The 15,985-nt window shown below is 41.1% G+C and carries 13 protein-coding genes; 8 read left to right on the forward strand and 5 right to left on the reverse strand.

The genetic code is table 11. The annotated features are described in order from the left end of the window. The first annotated feature begins 37 nt into the window (after positions 1 to 37). Complete coding sequence (locus ACFFIP_RS13835) at positions 38 to 1,288, forward strand: GWxTD domain-containing protein (RefSeq protein ID WP_382388274.1); 1,251 nt, start codon at positions 38 to 40, stop codon at positions 1,286 to 1,288. Next, positions 1,261 to 2,034, forward strand: coding sequence for a 23S rRNA (guanosine(2251)-2'-O)-methyltransferase RlmB (gene rlmB / locus ACFFIP_RS13840; RefSeq protein ID WP_382388275.1), 774 nt, complete (start codon positions 1,261 to 1,263; stop codon positions 2,032 to 2,034). Before ACFFIP_RS13835 ends, rlmB begins: the two co-directional genes overlap by 28 nt. A gap of 319 nt (positions 2,035 to 2,353) precedes the next feature. On the opposite strand, the gene ACFFIP_RS13845 is transcribed toward rlmB, so the two are convergent. After that, entirely contained in the window at positions 2,354 to 4,816 is a 2,463-nt protein-coding gene (locus ACFFIP_RS13845) for a mechanosensitive ion channel family protein (protein ID WP_382388276.1), read from the reverse strand. Between the two features lie 219 nt (positions 4,817 to 5,035). Between ACFFIP_RS13845 and ACFFIP_RS13850 the strand changes: the two genes are divergently transcribed. The 4 genes from ACFFIP_RS13850 (at position 5,036) to ACFFIP_RS13865 (ending at position 9,715) form a co-directional block, all read left to right on the forward strand. Continuing rightward, on the forward strand, positions 5,036 to 5,464 hold the full coding sequence (locus ACFFIP_RS13850) for an Hsp20/alpha crystallin family protein (protein WP_382388277.1): 429 nt from the start codon (positions 5,036 to 5,038) through the stop codon (positions 5,462 to 5,464). A 180-nt stretch (positions 5,465 to 5,644) separates the two neighbouring features. After that, entirely contained in the window at positions 5,645 to 7,141 is a 1,497-nt protein-coding gene (locus tag ACFFIP_RS13855) for a trypsin-like peptidase domain-containing protein (protein ID WP_382388278.1), read from the forward strand. A 293-nt stretch (positions 7,142 to 7,434) separates the two neighbouring features. Next, positions 7,435 to 8,382 (forward strand): nitrilase family protein, encoded by a 948-nt coding sequence (locus ACFFIP_RS13860; RefSeq protein WP_382388279.1) that lies wholly within the window; start codon positions 7,435 to 7,437, stop codon positions 8,380 to 8,382. Positions 8,383 to 8,422: 40 nt separating this feature from the next. Further along, positions 8,423 to 9,715, forward strand: a complete 1,293-nt coding sequence (locus ACFFIP_RS13865; RefSeq protein ID WP_382388280.1) for a serine hydrolase domain-containing protein — start codon at positions 8,423 to 8,425, stop codon at positions 9,713 to 9,715. Here the strand turns inward: ACFFIP_RS13865 and ACFFIP_RS13870 are convergent. The 4 genes from ACFFIP_RS13870 to ACFFIP_RS13885 are packed head-to-tail and all read right to left on the reverse strand — an operon-like array spanning position 9,696 to position 12,753. Further along, on the reverse strand, positions 9,696 to 10,139 hold the full coding sequence (locus ACFFIP_RS13870; RefSeq protein ID WP_382388281.1) for a GNAT family N-acetyltransferase: 444 nt from the start codon (positions 10,137 to 10,139) through the stop codon (positions 9,696 to 9,698). The two genes, ACFFIP_RS13865 and ACFFIP_RS13870, sit on opposite strands and share 20 nt — an antisense overlap. Before the next feature lie 5 nt (positions 10,140 to 10,144). Next, positions 10,145 to 10,909: a malonate transporter subunit MadM gene (gene madM, locus ACFFIP_RS13875; protein ID WP_382388282.1), complete on the reverse strand. Its 765-nt coding sequence runs from the start codon at positions 10,907 to 10,909 to the stop codon at positions 10,145 to 10,147. Further along, positions 10,884 to 11,270 (reverse strand): malonate transporter subunit MadL, encoded by a 387-nt coding sequence (gene madL, locus ACFFIP_RS13880; protein ID WP_382388284.1) that lies wholly within the window; start codon positions 11,268 to 11,270, stop codon positions 10,884 to 10,886. The genes madM and madL overlap by 26 nt, the downstream gene beginning before the upstream one ends. 7 nt (positions 11,271 to 11,277) lie before the next feature. Then, positions 11,278 to 12,753, reverse strand: coding sequence for an acyl-CoA synthetase (locus ACFFIP_RS13885; RefSeq protein WP_382388285.1), 1,476 nt, complete (start codon positions 12,751 to 12,753; stop codon positions 11,278 to 11,280). Positions 12,754 to 12,851: 98 nt separating this feature from the next. Here ACFFIP_RS13885 and ACFFIP_RS13890 point away from each other — a divergent pair, with 98 nt between their 5' ends. Both ACFFIP_RS13890 and ACFFIP_RS13895 read left to right on the forward strand, forming a co-directional pair. Further along, the gene (locus tag ACFFIP_RS13890) at positions 12,852 to 14,570 is read left to right on the forward strand and encodes an adenosylcobalamin-dependent ribonucleoside-diphosphate reductase (RefSeq protein WP_382388286.1); all 1,719 of its coding nucleotides are present in this window, start codon (positions 12,852 to 12,854) and stop codon (positions 14,568 to 14,570) included. Between the two features lie 111 nt (positions 14,571 to 14,681). Beyond that, entirely contained in the window at positions 14,682 to 15,977 is a 1,296-nt protein-coding gene (locus ACFFIP_RS13895; protein ID WP_382388287.1) for a CitMHS family transporter, read from the forward strand. Positions 15,978 to 15,985 lie beyond the last annotated feature (8 nt).

Genomic DNA, 15,985 nt, shown 5'->3' on the forward strand with positions numbered 1-15,985 from the left:
TAATTTGGGCAAAATTAAGCTTAATTTTTAAAAGCAGATGAATAGAAATAAAATCAATCGTAAAACATCCATTTTCCTGGGGCTTTTCATTCTTATGATTTCCTTTCCGAAGATAGTGTTTTCCCAGCAGACATTGGAAACTATCAATCAGGCCCTACGCTATTCCAGATATTCCAGATTGGCATTAAAAATCATTCCAGTGCAGGAAGGGGATAGGACCTTTGTTTTACAGATGCCCGTAGAGAAAATTGAAGAAAATATTGATTTTAATACTTATGAGTTTTCTTATACGGTCCTTTCCAGTTACCAGGAACCTATAAATGCGCAGAACCTTATCTCTTTAAATCAATCAGACCTTAAGTTTGAAACAGATTTTCATTATTATTTCGAAAAAAGAGTGACAATTCCTGATACTCAGGAGATGGCTGTGGCTTTATTGCAGGTCAAAGATACCAGGCAAGGTGATATGTATTATTACCATATAGACCTGATCAGTCCATACGTTTTTGGCCATCCTGATTTTTGGGCTTACTATGGAGATAATATTCCTTTTGATCAATCATTTGTCCTGAGAGATGAGCAGTTGGAGTTTAAAGGAAAAGGAGGTGTAAGTCTTTATAATTTCCATTATCCAACTGCATACGATGCTCCTTTACCTCCGATGGAAATCCGTCCAGCGCCTGTTCCGAGGGAGGTGGAAGTGAATTATGAAGGTGATTTTCTCCTCAATACTTCAAAATCATTTACCAAGGATGGCTATTATTTTATTCAGTCTGATACAAATTCCACACAGGGTATGTTGGTCAAGACTGTTCACGAAGCATTTCCAAAGGTGAAAGATTACGATGAGATGGTCGATATGGTGGTGTATATATCTACCCGACGTGAACATGAAACTTTGCTTGCCGCAGGGGATAAAAAAATTGCCTTGGACCAGTATTGGTATGGCATGCTGAAGGATGAAGAGGCAGCAAGATCAGTAATTAGGGAATATTTTAAGCAAATTGAGTTTGCCAATATTCTGTTCACAGACTTTAAAGAAGGCTGGAAAACAGACAGGGGAATGGTATACACCGTAATGGGCCCTCCTAATGAAGTCCTCTTCAGACCCAATGGGGAAATTTGGTCATATCTGTCGGAAGGTTCTAATTCAAAAATTACCTTTACCTTTGCACGCGTCAAAAATATTTTGACTCCTAATTATTATATACTTAACCGTTCAAGGGCACTTCAGCCGGAATGGTTCAAAAGCATCACAACATGGAGAAACGGACAGATGGCTTTCTGATCAACAAAGGAGAGCACGATAAGGATTTTATTTTTGGAACAAGAGCAGTCATGGAGGCTATTCATGCAGGTAAGGATATAGACAAAATTCTTGTTGACAAAGATGTTAATAATGAGTTGGTCAAAGAATTACTTGCTATAGCCAAGCAGGAAAAGATTCCTGTGGTACGCGTTCCTGAGGCCAAACTCAACCGTATCACGAGGAAAAACCATCAAGGTGTGGTGGCTCATATGTCTGCCATCCAATATGCTTCATTGGATCATGTCATCGAAGAATGTTTTTCTAAAGGGATTGCGCCATTGATTTTGGTGTTGGATAGGATTACGGATGTAAGGAATTTCGGTGCTATTGCCAGAACTGCGGAATGTGCCGGTGTGCATGCCATTGTTATTCCAGAAAAGGGAAGCGCTCAGATCAATTCTGATGCAGTGAAGACCTCAGCCGGCGCCCTCAATCACTTGCCTATAGCAAGGGTGAAAAACCTGTATTACACGGTTAAAGATTTGAAAAAGATGGGTTTGAATGTGGTGGCCGTGACAGAAAAGACGGACAGAATGATGTATGGTGCTGATTTTACACTTCCAACCGCCCTGATAATGGGATCTGAAGAGGACGGGATATCGGATGAATTGATGGGACAGGCTGATGAATATGTCAAAATTCCTATGGTCGGAAATATTGGGAGTTTGAACGTGTCCGTGTCTGCCGGTGTGGTGATTTATGAAGCCATCAGGCAGAGAAATTAGATGTTAGAAGCGAGATACTAGATTTTAGATACTTGACTCAAGATTTATGGTATTAGATTTAAGATACTAGACAAAAGACTCAAGACTTAAGACACTCGAATCCAAGTGATACTTTTAACATCGAGCAAGACGAATATTGGTTTTGTAGGAGAGAAGTGAAGTTAAAATATTATTAAAGATTAGATGAACCTTACCGTTGGCGAAGGTTTAGACATTTGTGTGAAATATTTCAAATCATGGTTGGTTTAACCAACCATGATTTGTTTTGATTTAGTTTCTTGAAATAAAAAGTGACAGGGAAATTCAAGGCCCATCATTATCAATCATCAGCTCTGGATAATTTTTCATGGATAAGACCAGGAAAGCTTTTTACATGTAAGTCCCGTTGTGGGAAAGGGATTTCGATGTTATTTTCTTTGAATGAATTGAAGATGCCCCGCATCACCTGATCCCTGATCACAATCCAAATATCCACATCATTCACCCAGAACAATACCCTGAAATTGACAGAATTGTCTGCAAATGTCTGTAAATAAACTCTTGGAATGGGATTTGTAAGAATTTCATCTCTTTCCAGTTGTTTCTTAATCAATTCGGTCACCAAATCCATGTCAGAGTTGTAGCTAACGCCTATGATGAGTTCTACCCTTCGTTGTTTGTCGGACAAGGTCCAGTTGGTCAGTTGTTGGGCAAGGAGATCCCCGTTGGGGATGATAACTTCTGCCCCGTCCCAGTTTTTGATTTTACTGGCGCGGATTCCGATTTCTTTGACTACCCCCTCCACAGGCCCTACCTGAACTGTATCTCCAATTTGGATTGGCTTTTCAAAAGCTAAAATGATACCTGAAACCAGGTTGTTGACGATAGTTTGTAAACCAAAACTGATTCCCAGAGAGAAAGCACCTAAGATGATGGCGATTTTATCCAACGGAATGCCGGAAGCAGCAGCAGCGATCAAAAATCCAACAATCAGGATAGATAACCGGATGATGAGAATAGAAGAGCCTAATTTTTTTGATCGGATAGGTTCATTTTGTTGATCTCGTAGTGAAGTGAGGTAGGCAATGCTATTGGCTAAAAAAGTAGCGAAATATAGGATAAGAATAAAGATGACAATTTGGGCAAAGGTAAATGAGGCATTTAGTATTTTTCTTTCCTTAGATAAAAATGAACCTGTTTCATTGATGACAGTATCCAATACTCCTAAACTTTCCAGGAAATAGTAACCCCAAATGGCAACGGCCAAGACAGTAGCCAGCTGGTTGATCCTTTTTTGGATGTCATAAAAGTCTATTACCGAAGTGATACCGCTTTCTTGTTTCCTGCTGACCTCGATCATCAAATAGATTACTTCTTTAATGATGGCAACGAAAATGAGCAAGGGAATGCCCTGCATCAGGCTTAAGGTACCTGTGATGCCGATCATTTTTGCAAAAGAAAATCTGCCTATGATATTGGCTAAGATTGAAACGGAGCAGAAGGCAATGTATATTTTGGCTACAGGTAAGATGTACTTGGGCAAATTATCCTCCCCTTCTTTTTGGAGGTTAATCAGCCTTTTTCCCATATATATGCCAAATAGGCTAAAAACAAGTAGATGCCATCTTTCCTGGTAGGCCACTTCATAATACAGGTTGCTTGCAATACTGATTAAAAATAGGCAAAAAAGTAGATACCAAATGTTCATTGCTTTTCTCCCCACCCTTTTTCTTACCAATATTCCTGATATTCCGACCATTAAGGTCAGGACCAATGCGAAGAATGAAATTGGAGGGTTCGGGTAAAAAAACGGCGCAATAGCCAATACAAGTAAGGTTGATGATAAAAAGGGGTATTTTGGAAGATAAACCAACCTTTTTAATATCAGGTCCGCAAATTCTCTTTTGGAAATGATTTTTTTCAAATTATTGCTTATCCAATAAAAAAGTAAAAAAATGATAAATCCAAGGAAAAAGGTAATTCCTAAATGATTGGAAATGTAATTCTTGGTGATATTGAGATTGAATCTGAGCGAATCCCTGAAAACTAAAATCAACCTCTCTGTAGCTGGGAAATCCCTAGGTTCCCAAATGAAATTGTTCTCTTTTTGAAATAAAGAGCGCTCCAATTCCTTTTTCTGGACGATAATCCTTTCTTCAAGATCATTTATATTGATGATGGTATTGGAAGTTCTGGATTGATAAGATGCAGCAATTAACCTTTCCTGGTTGAGAATACTGTCCGTTTTATTGAGGTTGTTTTTCAACTTAGATATGGTAAGTTGGTATTCTGGAAGAAGGGTGGTGTCCTTCAGATTGGTTCTCATCAAGTCATGTTGCTTGATTGAATCTAAAGTTAACTTGACGGAAAAAAGCTGATCTACTCTTTCATTGATGATTTTGTCTCCTTCTTGAATTTGGTTTTGCGTTGATTTCAACCAATTCTCCATAGCGTTGAGATACCTTAAATTCATTTTTGATCCTTGGTTCTCCAATCGGCTTCCTGCTAAGGTCATGAATCTTTCGGCCATAGGTATGATCCTTTCCAGCTCAGCAGTATCTAGGGAATTATTGACGATATTGTTGATACGGTTGATTTGGAATGTGAATTCCTGAGCCTTTTTGATGTTGTTTTCCAGGACTCCTCTCTCTAAAATGGACTCTTCTTGTTGAATCTCTTTGTCCGTCACCTCCAATAAACTGTCTATCAGGGCGGGTACAGCTGGGATATTTTGAGCAAATCCTGCAAATACAGGAATAGCCAAACTGAAAAAAATAAGGATTAAGGTCTTCTTAATACGCACGGCTTTTTCTTTTAAATGTAAACAGAAATATCATTTCAAACCAAAGTAGTTGGATCCTCCTTTTGATTTTTTGTAAAAGCCTTAAAAACACAAAAATATCATGACTTTCTGACATAATTCTATTGATTTTAACTTTGTTTTCGGTCAAAATGGCTTAAAAATCAGACTGGCATATTTTTTCAGAATATGCAATTTGAATAAACATCAAATAACAAAACCATGAAACTTGTAAAATATAATCAGTTCGAACCTACTTATCCATCAACCTTCAGTTCCTTGCTGGATAGGTTCTTCAATGATTCCTTAGCTCAATCCGTAAGGCAATTTACTCCAGCTGTGGATGTTGCTGAAGATGAGCAGCAATATGAAATCCATGTATCTGTTCCTGGAATGAAAAAGTCAGATTTTAACCTCGATTTGACCGATGGTAGGCTGACCATTTCTGGAGAAAGAAAGTTGGAAGAAAAAACCGAAAAGAAAAATTACCATTCCATTGAGACCCATTATGGCACTTTTAGTAGGTCATTCTATGTGCCAGATGATGTGAAAGTGGAGCGTATTGAAGCTGTTTATGAAGATGGTTTATTGAAAGTAGTCCTTCCTAAAGAGGAAAGGAAAGTCAGTAAAGCTAAAATTGAAGTAAAATAAAGGGAAGTGGGGAAACCCACTTACTTTTTTTTTGTTATAAGAAGTGAAGATGTTTTAAGATCGTTTGGTTCCTGTTAAACCTTGTTAAATAAATACAGTCACTTAAAAAACATGCTTGGTTTTTGTAAACGGATCATCTTAAATTACGTGTACTAAACCAGAACATTAAACACAAAAGAAATGAATAGAAGGCAATTTTTCCTCGGAATTATCTTAGCATCACTGATCGGGGGAGTGGTTGCTCTTGCAGGGGCAAGCTACCTTTCTAAGCAGAATTCCGCTAACAATTTCACGGACAAGCAAGATGCAAGCTTGGTCAATTGGCTGTCAGACGACAAGTTTACTGTTCCCGATGGGATCAACTTCGTGGCTTCTGCAGCCATGGTCACCCCTGCTGTAGTGCATGTCAAAAGTACTATTACAGTAACCCAGAGTCAACGTGGTACTGATCCTTTTGAAGAATTTTTTGGTTTTAGGAATCCGGATAGAGGGGGAGCTCCCAGGCAAGGACAAAGTTCAGGTTCTGGTGTAATCATCTCTGCGGACGGGTATATCGTGACCAATAACCATGTGATTGAAAATGCTTCGCGAATCGATATTTCCCTTGAAGATAATACCAGGTATTCCGCACGAGTGATCGGAACAGATCCGACTACTGATTTGGCTTTATTGAAGATTGAAGCTAACGGCCTGCCATATGTAAAATTTGGAAATTCTGATAAAGTAAAAGTTGGAGAGTGGGTTTTGGCTGTGGGTAACCCATTTGACCTGACTTCTACCGTGACTGCAGGAATAATCAGTGCCAAAGCCAGAAATATTGGAATCCTGAGAGATATGGAAAATAACCTTCAGATCGAATCCTTTCTACAGACGGATGCTGTGGTCAATCCAGGGAATTCAGGAGGTGCACTGGTCAATCTTGCTGGAGAATTGATTGGTATCAATACGGCAATTGCCTCAAGAACGGGCACCTTTAATGGTTATGCATTTGCAGTTCCAACTTCCATTGTGAAAAAGGTCATGGATGACTTGCTAGAGTTTGGAGCTGTTCAAAGAGGGCTTCTTGGTGTTCAGATCAGGGATGTAAGCCCAGAGCTTGAGGAATACCTAGGTGAAAAAATCGGTATAAACCGCGGAGTTTACATCATGGAAGTTAATGAAGGCAGTGGTGGAGCTCAGGCTGGCTTGAAGAAAGGTGATGTAATTATCGGAATAGATGGGGTTGAAACTTTCAATGTGGCTAAACTTCAGGAGATGGTTGCCAGAAAGAGACCTGGAGACCAAGTGGAGGTCAAATATTTGAGAAATGGTAAAGAGATGAGTTCTAAAGCTACTCTGAGAAATATCTCCGGAGACACCAAAATCATCAGAAAAGAATTGCCTAAGCGAATAACCTTCAGCGGTGTCGCCTTTGAAGATGTGAAGGATGATGTCAAGAATAGGCTGAAGTTGGAAGGAGGAGCCACCATCATCTCCATTGAGAATGAGGCTTGGAGGAAATCCGGAGCTAAAGTTGGCTTTATCATCACTTCAGTGATTGGTTCAGATGGAAGGTACAGAATCTCCAATGCAGAGGATATGTCCAGTATCCTCAAAAGCAGCCAAGGTGAAGAAGTGGTTATCCTAGGTGTTTATCCAAATGGACAAGAGTATTATTTTGAAGTAAAAGTTGAGTAGATTTAAATAGTGTTAAGTTGATAGTGATTGATTTGAAAGGCAGGTCCATGTTGGGTCTGCCTTTTTTTATTTTCTGATAAAATACGTCATCTTTAGAATTGCTCCGGCAGTGCCATCCATGGTAGGTTCATTGGTGCTTAAATCATCAGCATCATGATGTTAAGCTTTGTGTAAAGGCTATAGAAACTTGTTCACTTAACCAAGAATAGTTATCCCACTTTTTTACACTCAGGAATTCCAGTCTTTCTATCTTCCTATAATTTGAATATCTTGGATGAATTCTCAATCAGCACATGAACCCAATTAAAATTTCTACAGCCCAATTTGAAAATAGAAGTGGTGACAAAGCCTACAACCTTTCTGTCATAGATAAACTGGCAGCTCAGGCAGCGGCAGAAGGATCGCAGGTCATTACCTTCCATGAATGTTCCATTACAGGCTATACTTTTGCCAGGAAACTTTCCAAAGAGGAATTATTGGCAATATCAGAAAGGATTCCAGAAGGAGAAAGTGTACAGGAATTGATCGCCATTGCCAAAAAACACAATATCGTGATTTTGGCAGGATTGTTTGAGAAGGATGAGTCTGACCGGATTTATAAAGGCTATGTCTGTGTAAACAGTGAAGGCCTCATTGCCAAATACCGAAAATTACATCCCTTTATCAATCCCAATATCTTACCGGGTAATGCGTATTGTGTTTTTGATCTTTTTGGTTGGAAATGTGGGATTCTAATTTGCTATGACAACAACATCATTGAAAATGTAAGGGCCACCAAATTGCTAGGAACTGACATTATCTTCATGCCACATGTGACCATGTGCACACCTTCGACGAGACCTGGTGCAGGCTTTGTTGATCCCAAGCTCTGGGAAAACAGACATCAGGACCCCACCTCACTTAGGTTGGAGTTTGATGGTATGAAGGGAAGAGATTGGCTGATGAAATGGTTGCCCGCACGTGCTTATGACAATGCCATCTATGCGATATTCTCCAATCCTATCGGTATGGACGATGACCAGTTGAAAAATGGTTGTTCCATGATCATTGATCCCTTTGGAGATGTCTTAGCGGAGTGCAGAAGTTTTGAGGACTCCTTTGTTACTGCAACACTCTATCCCCAGAAATTGAATGATGAAGGAGGGAGCAGGTATATCAAAGCAAGACGTCCAGAATTATATAAAGACATTATTGGCCAAAGCCATCAAGCCGAACAAAAGGTCGCCTGGTTGAAGTCCTGATTTGTTAATTTGAAGAACCTCAGTTTAACCCATGAACAACATGAAAAATCTTCTACTTTTCACCATAGGATTGCTCCTGATCATCAATCCTGGATGGACACAGACAGCGTCCATCAAAAAATCTCCGCCCCTATCAGAAGCTGCCCCGCAAAGTGTAGGCATTTCTCCCGAGCGATTGAAAAAGCTCGATGCCATGCTGGAAGAAGCGCTACAAAACGATGAAATCCCAGGTTTGGTGGCCTTGGTGGCCAGAAACGGGAAGATTGTCTATCATGCAGCCAAAGGTAAAGCAGATGCCGAGGACGGAAAAGCCATGTCCAAAGATGCCATCTTCAGGATTGCCTCCCAGACCAAAGCCATTACGTCTACGGCTGTGATGATGCTGTGGGAAGAAGGGAAAATCAGATTGGATGATCCTATTTCAAAATGGATTCCAGAGTTCAAAAGTCCACAGGTACTTCAGGATTTCAGGTATGCGGATACTACTTATACCACCCGGCCAGCCAATAAAGAAATCACCATCCGCCACCTGCTTACCCATACATCAGGATTGGGGTATGGGGTAATTGATGGAGATGAGCGGATGAAGATGATTTACCAAAAGGCAGGTATAGTGGATCTATACACCACAGAGCATATCAGCATTGCCGAAAACATCAAAAAATTGGCTATCCTTCCGCTACACCATAACCCAGGTGAGAAGTACACCTATTCCGAAGGATTGGATGTGTTGGGGTATTTGATAGAAATCGTCTCAGGAATGCCATTTGACCAATTTCTCAGGAAAAGACTTTTTGATCCCCTAGGGATGAATGATACCTGGTTTTACCTTCCCGATGCCAAAGCCAGTAGATTGGTCAAAGTTCAGCGCAAAGTGGATGGCCAATGGGAAAATTTTCCGGTCACTTTCTATGATCCTCAATATCCCATCACGGGAGCTAAAAGCTTCTTTTCAGGAGGAGCCGGTCTTTCCAGTACAGCAAAAGATTATGCTACCTTTTTACAAATGTACCTGAATGGTGGGGAACTCAATGGTGTCAGAATCCTGAGCCGTAAAACGATCGAAACGATGATGGAAAATCAGATTGGAGACCTATGGTCCGGTGCAAAGCATTATGGACTGGCCTTTGGGGTAGTGACCCCAGACGGCGTGGCTGAAGGAGGTATTGGCAGTGAAGGTACTTTTGACTGGGGCGGTTATTTCAATACGCAGTACTTTGCCGATCCACAGGAAAAAATCATTGGTATCCTCTTGAAGCAGACCAGCCAAACTTCCGGTGATCAGACAGGCTGGAAATTCAGGCAGATGGTCTTTACCCTTTTGGATGATTAGGTCTTAAAAATTTCTCCATGATGACATAGTCCATTCCAGATTTACAAAAAGTTTGGCCGGTACTCACCATTCCAAACTTTTTGTAAAAATCTGATTTTTCAACCCTAGCATTGCACCATACTCTGTCAATGTCTTTGTTGGCCAGCTCTGAGAAAAGATGACGAAGTAGATGGTTGCCGTAACCTTTCCCTTGTTCTTCTGATAGCGTTGCAAATTTCCGGAACTGTGCTTCTTGACCATTGATAAAAACTGATACAACAGAGGTCAGTCTTCCTTGATCAAAGAGGCCATAATGTGTGCCCAGCTTGTCTTCGGGAATTTTCACAAAATCCATTGGTTGATCAGGCCACATTACCTGGTGACGAATAGGGATGATATCGTCTATGTTGAGGGTTTTGATTTCGATATGATCTGCAGAATCCATGGATGCTAATTTGGGAAGAAAAGAGAGAGTAACAGGAAAAAAAACGATGGGCAAAGTAAACATCCCACTCCGGTGTAGAAAGTTGCTGTCACCGCCCCATAAGGAACCAGTTTGGGATCAGTGGCAGCTAGACCGGCAGCAACCCCACTCGAAGTCCCCATCAACCCTCCATAAGCCATGGCTGATTCAGGGCTGTGGAGACCAATTTTTTTGGCGGCAATAGGCGTAAAGATGGTCACTACAATGGTTTTGACCACTCCGGCAGCTATGCTCAGGGCGATCACATCTGAAGAAGCTCCCACAGCGGCACCGGTAACGGGTCCGACGATGTAAGTACAAGCGCCGGCTCCAATGGTACAAAGGCTTGCAGCATCTCGGTATCCCCAAATATATGCCAGTAATACCCCAATGAAGAAGAATAGGAATATGCCTAAAAGTAATGAAATCATACCTAGCATACCTGCTCTTTTGACTAAATAAAAACTCGCCCCCATAGCAGTGGCCACAATAGCAAAATCCCTAAACATGGCCCCTCCAAGGAATCCAATACCCTTGAACAACTGTAAATCTGCCAGCCCTTTTTCACCTCCAGAAAAAAAACCGCCCAAGTAACCGAGAACTAAACCCAGAAATATGGCAATAGCAGAACCGGGGATCCTGGAGTTTAAAATTTTTTTTGAAAATAGATCTGAAAACAAAGTGATGAGGCCAATAACGAGAAACCCGAAAATGAGGCCGTTTTTATCAATGATGCTGATGAGAATTTCCATCTGTTTCGGGGTTGAATTTTTTGATGATCAGGGGAAATGTTAATAGGCAGACCACAACCGGTATTGCTCCTGCTGCAATGGCCAATGTTCCTGAAGAAACTGCTGATTTGACATTTAAGCTTGCAGCCATGGCAATGACTACCGGAATATAAAGCTTGTTCCAAAAATCTATCCCTGCCTCCATTTCCATAGACATTAGGCTGTTTTTGACCAACCATTCCTTCAGGAGCATCAATATCATCATCGCAAAGCCCACGCCGCCTACATTAGCATCAATCCCAATTATACTTCCCAAGAATTCACCCATCCATTGACCTAATAGATAAGCCAAGGCCAAAACTGCTATTCCGTAAATGTTCATCTTTGTGTCAGAATAATTTTTTCAGTTCATTTTTAGTAACCTTTCCCATGGTGTTTCTGGGAAGGTCTTCAAGAAAAATATATTTTCTAGGTGTTTTATAGGAGGGCATCCTTTCCCGTATCCAATTGTTGATCCTTTTCTCCTCCAAAGTTGCTTCTGCTATAATGGCAGCTCCTACGATTTCCCCCCATTCTTCATTCGGAACTCCTACTACGCTGCAGTCTTTGATGCCTGGATATTTCCTTAAGACTTCTTCAATTTCCAAAGCAGAAATTTTATAACCACCGGATTTGATAATGTCCACAGAGTCTCGGCCAAGGATTTTAAAATAACCGTCTTCCATCACCGCAATGTCGCCGGTTTTGAACCAACCGTCTTTGGTAAAGGCTTTTTGAGTTGCTTCTTTTTTACCCCAATATTCTTTAAAAACATTTGGTCCTTTGACCTGAATTTCTCCTGCATGGTCAAGAGGTAAGGGTTGGTCTTCTTCATTGCATATCCGTATCTGAACACCTTTCAGGGCCTGCCCTATGTGACCTGCTCGTCTTTCTCCTGCGTAGGGATTGCTGATGGCCATGCCTATTTCGGTCATACCGTATCTTTCAAGTAGGTAGTGCCCGGAAATCTGATGCCATTTCTGCATCACGGATACGGGTAGTGCTGCTGAGCCGGATACCATCAACCGGAAGGTTTTCATTCTTTCATTCAGCTCAAATTGTTCTGATCTGGGCAATGAATCATAGTAGGCTATGAGTTTGAAATAAATGGTAGGCACTGCCATGAAGACATTTACTTTTCCTACAATAAAAATATCAAATACTGCTTTGGCGTCGAAATGAGCAAGAAACTCCACCGTGGCTCCCGACCAAAGGGCACAGGAATTGACATTGATGATGCCATGCACGTGGTGAAGTGGAAGTATGGAAAGAGTGTAATCGCCGCATGTCCATTGCCAGGCATCAACCAAAGTGCTGATCTGGGCTTCAATATTTGCATGGGTGGTCAAGACGCCTTTGGGCAAACTGGTAGTGCCGCTAGTATACAGGATCATAGCTCCTCTTTCCCTTTCAATATCAGGTAATGGACTTTCTTTTACATGTTGAAATTCTGCTAGGCTGATAAATTTAATATTCGGATTCCCTGTATAAGGAGAAAGGATTTCTTCAAATTCAGGGGAAGCGATAATGATTGATGCCTGGGTGTCTTCAATGACATATTGCAAAGAAGGAAAAGGGTAGGTGATGCAAAGAGGAACAGCAATACCACCAGCCCTCCAGATTCCCCATTGTATGGCCAGGTAATCAAAGGAAGGAGCAACCATGAAAGCTACCCGTTCTTGATCTAGGTCTTTTTTACCTGCCAGGAGGGATCGTGCAATCAACGCACTTCGGTCCAATAAATCTTGGTAAGTATGGTGATGATTTTCCTCAACAACAGCTGTTTTTTCAGGAAATGAATGGGCGTTTTGGATCAATTGTAACATAAAGTTGTATAGGAGGAGATTTATGGGCAATATAATTCCAAAAAGCATCAGGTGAACAGCCATTGGTCAATTTCAGTGAATTATTCTTAACTTATGGTATGGAAAAATTGAGTGAAAATGCCCTTAGAATTCTACAGGAACGTTATTTGTTAAAGGGTAAAGATGGTTCTTTTCAGGAATCACCAGAGGAAATGTTTAGGAGGGTGGCCCATGCTATAGCCAAAGCAGAGACCAAATGGGGTGGAGAAGAAGAAAGTAAATCTTGGGAGGCAAGTTTTTTCGAAATGATGAGCAACCTGTATTTCCTACCCAATTCACCAACACTGATGAATGCGGGGACAGGGAGAGGGCAATTGAGTGCTTGTTTTGTGTTACCGGTTGAGGACAGCTTGGAAGGGATTTTTGAAACCTTAAAACAGGCTGCTCTTGTCCATCAAAATGGTGGAGGTACCGGATTCAATTTTTCACGTCTTAGACCTGCGGGAGATAGACTGAATACTTATGGAGGTTTTGCCTCAGGGCCAATTTCCTTTATCAAGTTGTATGATTTTGCCACTGAGCAGGTGAAGCAGGGAGGTAGGCGTAGAGGTGCCAATATGGGGATTTTAAATGTCAACCATCCTGATATTCTCGAATTCATCAAGTTGAGGGTAAATGGGAAGCCATTACAAAACTTCAATCTTTCCGTGGGGATTACAGATGATTTTATGGAAGCTGTCCTATTGGATAAAGAATGGGATTTAATGCATCCTAATTCCGGGAGAGCCATCAGAACTGTAGGAGCCAGGTTGATTTGGGAAGAGATTCTGAATAATGCCTGGGAATCAGGTAATCCTGGTTTAATTTTTTTGGATACCATTAATCGTTCCAATCCTATTATTCAGTTGGGTAAGATTCAAGCCACCAACCCTTGTGGGGAAGTACCCTTAATGGATTATGAGTCCTGCAATCTGGGGTCAATCAATTTATCCAAATTTGTCAAAGAGAAGGAATTGGATTGGGGTTTGCTCAGTGAGACAGTCCATAAGGCAGTTAGGTTTTTGGATAATGTCATTGAAGTAAATAATTACCCCAGCAGCAATATTGAACAAGCTACAAAAGGAAACAGGAAAATTGGCCTTGGCGTAATGGGCTGGGCAGAAATGCTGATTCAGTTGGAGACTCCTTACGATTCAGAAGAGGCGGAGGATATGGCAAAAAACATAATGAAATTTATTCAGGAAGAAAGTTTTTTGGCATCATCAAAACTAGCCGAAGAAAGGGGCAATTTTGACAATTGGAACAAAAGTGTTTATTACCCTGACCAAAAGATGAGGAATGCTACTCGGACGAGTATTGCCCCAACCGGAACTATTTCCATTCTGGCCAATACATCTTCTTCCATAGAGCCTTTGTTTGGTCTCGCATTCCAGAGAAGGAAGGTCCTCAATGGTCAAAACCTGACCAGTATCAATGATTTTTTTATAAAAAAATTAAAAGAGAAAGGGTTATTTTTCCAAGAAATCCTTGACCTCATAAGTATTGATGGCTCCTGTTTAAAAATCAAAGAGTTGCCAGATAAGTTCAAGTCAGTTTTTAAAACTGCACTGGAAATTGATCCCAAATGGCACCTCAAACATCAGATAGCCTTTCAGCAGTTTACAGAAAATGCTGTATCCAAAACCGTCAATCTTCCCAGTTCAGCAGGGCTTGAGGACATTTCCGAAATTTACAAACTGGCCTGGGAATGGAAAGCCAAAGGTATTACTGTTTTTAGAAACGATACCGGAAGAGAGCAGGTGCTGTATAAAGGGATCAAGGAAATATGTAATGTCTAAGATTTCCTTTTTTGAATCCTGACATAATCTTCTTTAATTCAAAAGCTGATTGCCGTTTTCATTTGTGACCCAATCTCCCATTTCTAAACCAAACCTAACCTAGATAATTCCATGCTGGCCTTTTTAGGATTGTTGACCATTGTATTGCTGCTTTTGTTGGTGATTACCAAAAAGGCTTCTCCTATAGTTGCCCTGATACTGATCCCCATATTTACAGGGATATTGGCAGGATTTCGTGGTGAACTGGCTGAAATGATTGGAGAGGGTTTGAAAAGTATAGCCCCAACAGGGATCATGTTTGTTTTTGCCATTTTATTTTTTGGTGTCTTGATGGATGCAGGGACTTTTAAGCCCATTATTTCCCGTTTGCTGAGATTTGCTGGGAATGACCCTGTAAAAATTGCAGTTGCTACGGCTGTATTGGCCATGTTGGTTCATTTAGACGGTTCTGGAGCGGTTACCTTTTTGGTGGTGATACCGGCCATGGTCCCTATTTATGACCAAATGGGTATGAGAAGGATTACGCTGGCGAGTATTGTGGCATTATCGGCCGGAACGATGAATATTTTACCTTGGGGAGGTCCCACTATTAGGGCAGCTACAGCCCTGAATGTTCCTGTGACTGATTTGTTCAATCCCATTATTCTACCCGTTTTAGGGGGGTTAGTAGCAGTGATTTTGATTTCAGTATATTTTGGAAAAAAAGAGAAGATCTATCTAAAGCCCCAGACTTTAGTGGTTCAGGGTGAAGGTTCTTCAGGAGGAAAGGAACAGGAAGACCTGATGCGCCCAAAACTTTTTTATGTGAATATCTTCTTGATTATTTCAGCCATTTTGGCTTTGATCGCCGGTTGGGCACCGCCTTATGTGATTTTTATGGTTGCCTTTGTCATCGCGATCAGCATCAATTATCCCAAGGTGGAAGACCAGAAAAAAAGGATTGATGCCCATGCCAAAGAGGCCATGCTCATGGCTTCAATTCTGTTTGCTGCTGGTTGTTTTACAGGGATACTCAAAGGGACTGGGATGATTGATGCCATGGCATTGACTGTGGAGCAGATTTTACCTGAACAGGTTGGCAGGCAACTACCGTTATTGACAGGTTTGGTTTCCATGCCCGCCAGTTTACTATTTGATCCTGATTCATTTTATTTTGGAATATTGCCACTGTTGGCATCTACCGCGGAAACATTTCAGGTTTCCGGTATTGAAGTGGGGCAGGCAGCTATTATGGGGCAGATGACCACTGGTTTTGCGGTTAGCCCCTTAACAGGTTCTACCTTTTTGTTGATTGGTCTTGCGGGAGTAGACTTGGGTGAGCATCAGATGAAAACCATTCCCTGGGCATTATTGGTAACCCTGATAATTTTGATTTTGTCGATTTTGACAGGAGTGATATCCATTTAACAGACAGG

This window comes from Fontibacter flavus (assembly GCF_042432905.1).
In the GTDB taxonomy this organism is placed as follows: domain Bacteria; phylum Bacteroidota; class Bacteroidia; order Cytophagales; family Cyclobacteriaceae; genus Fontibacter; species Fontibacter flavus.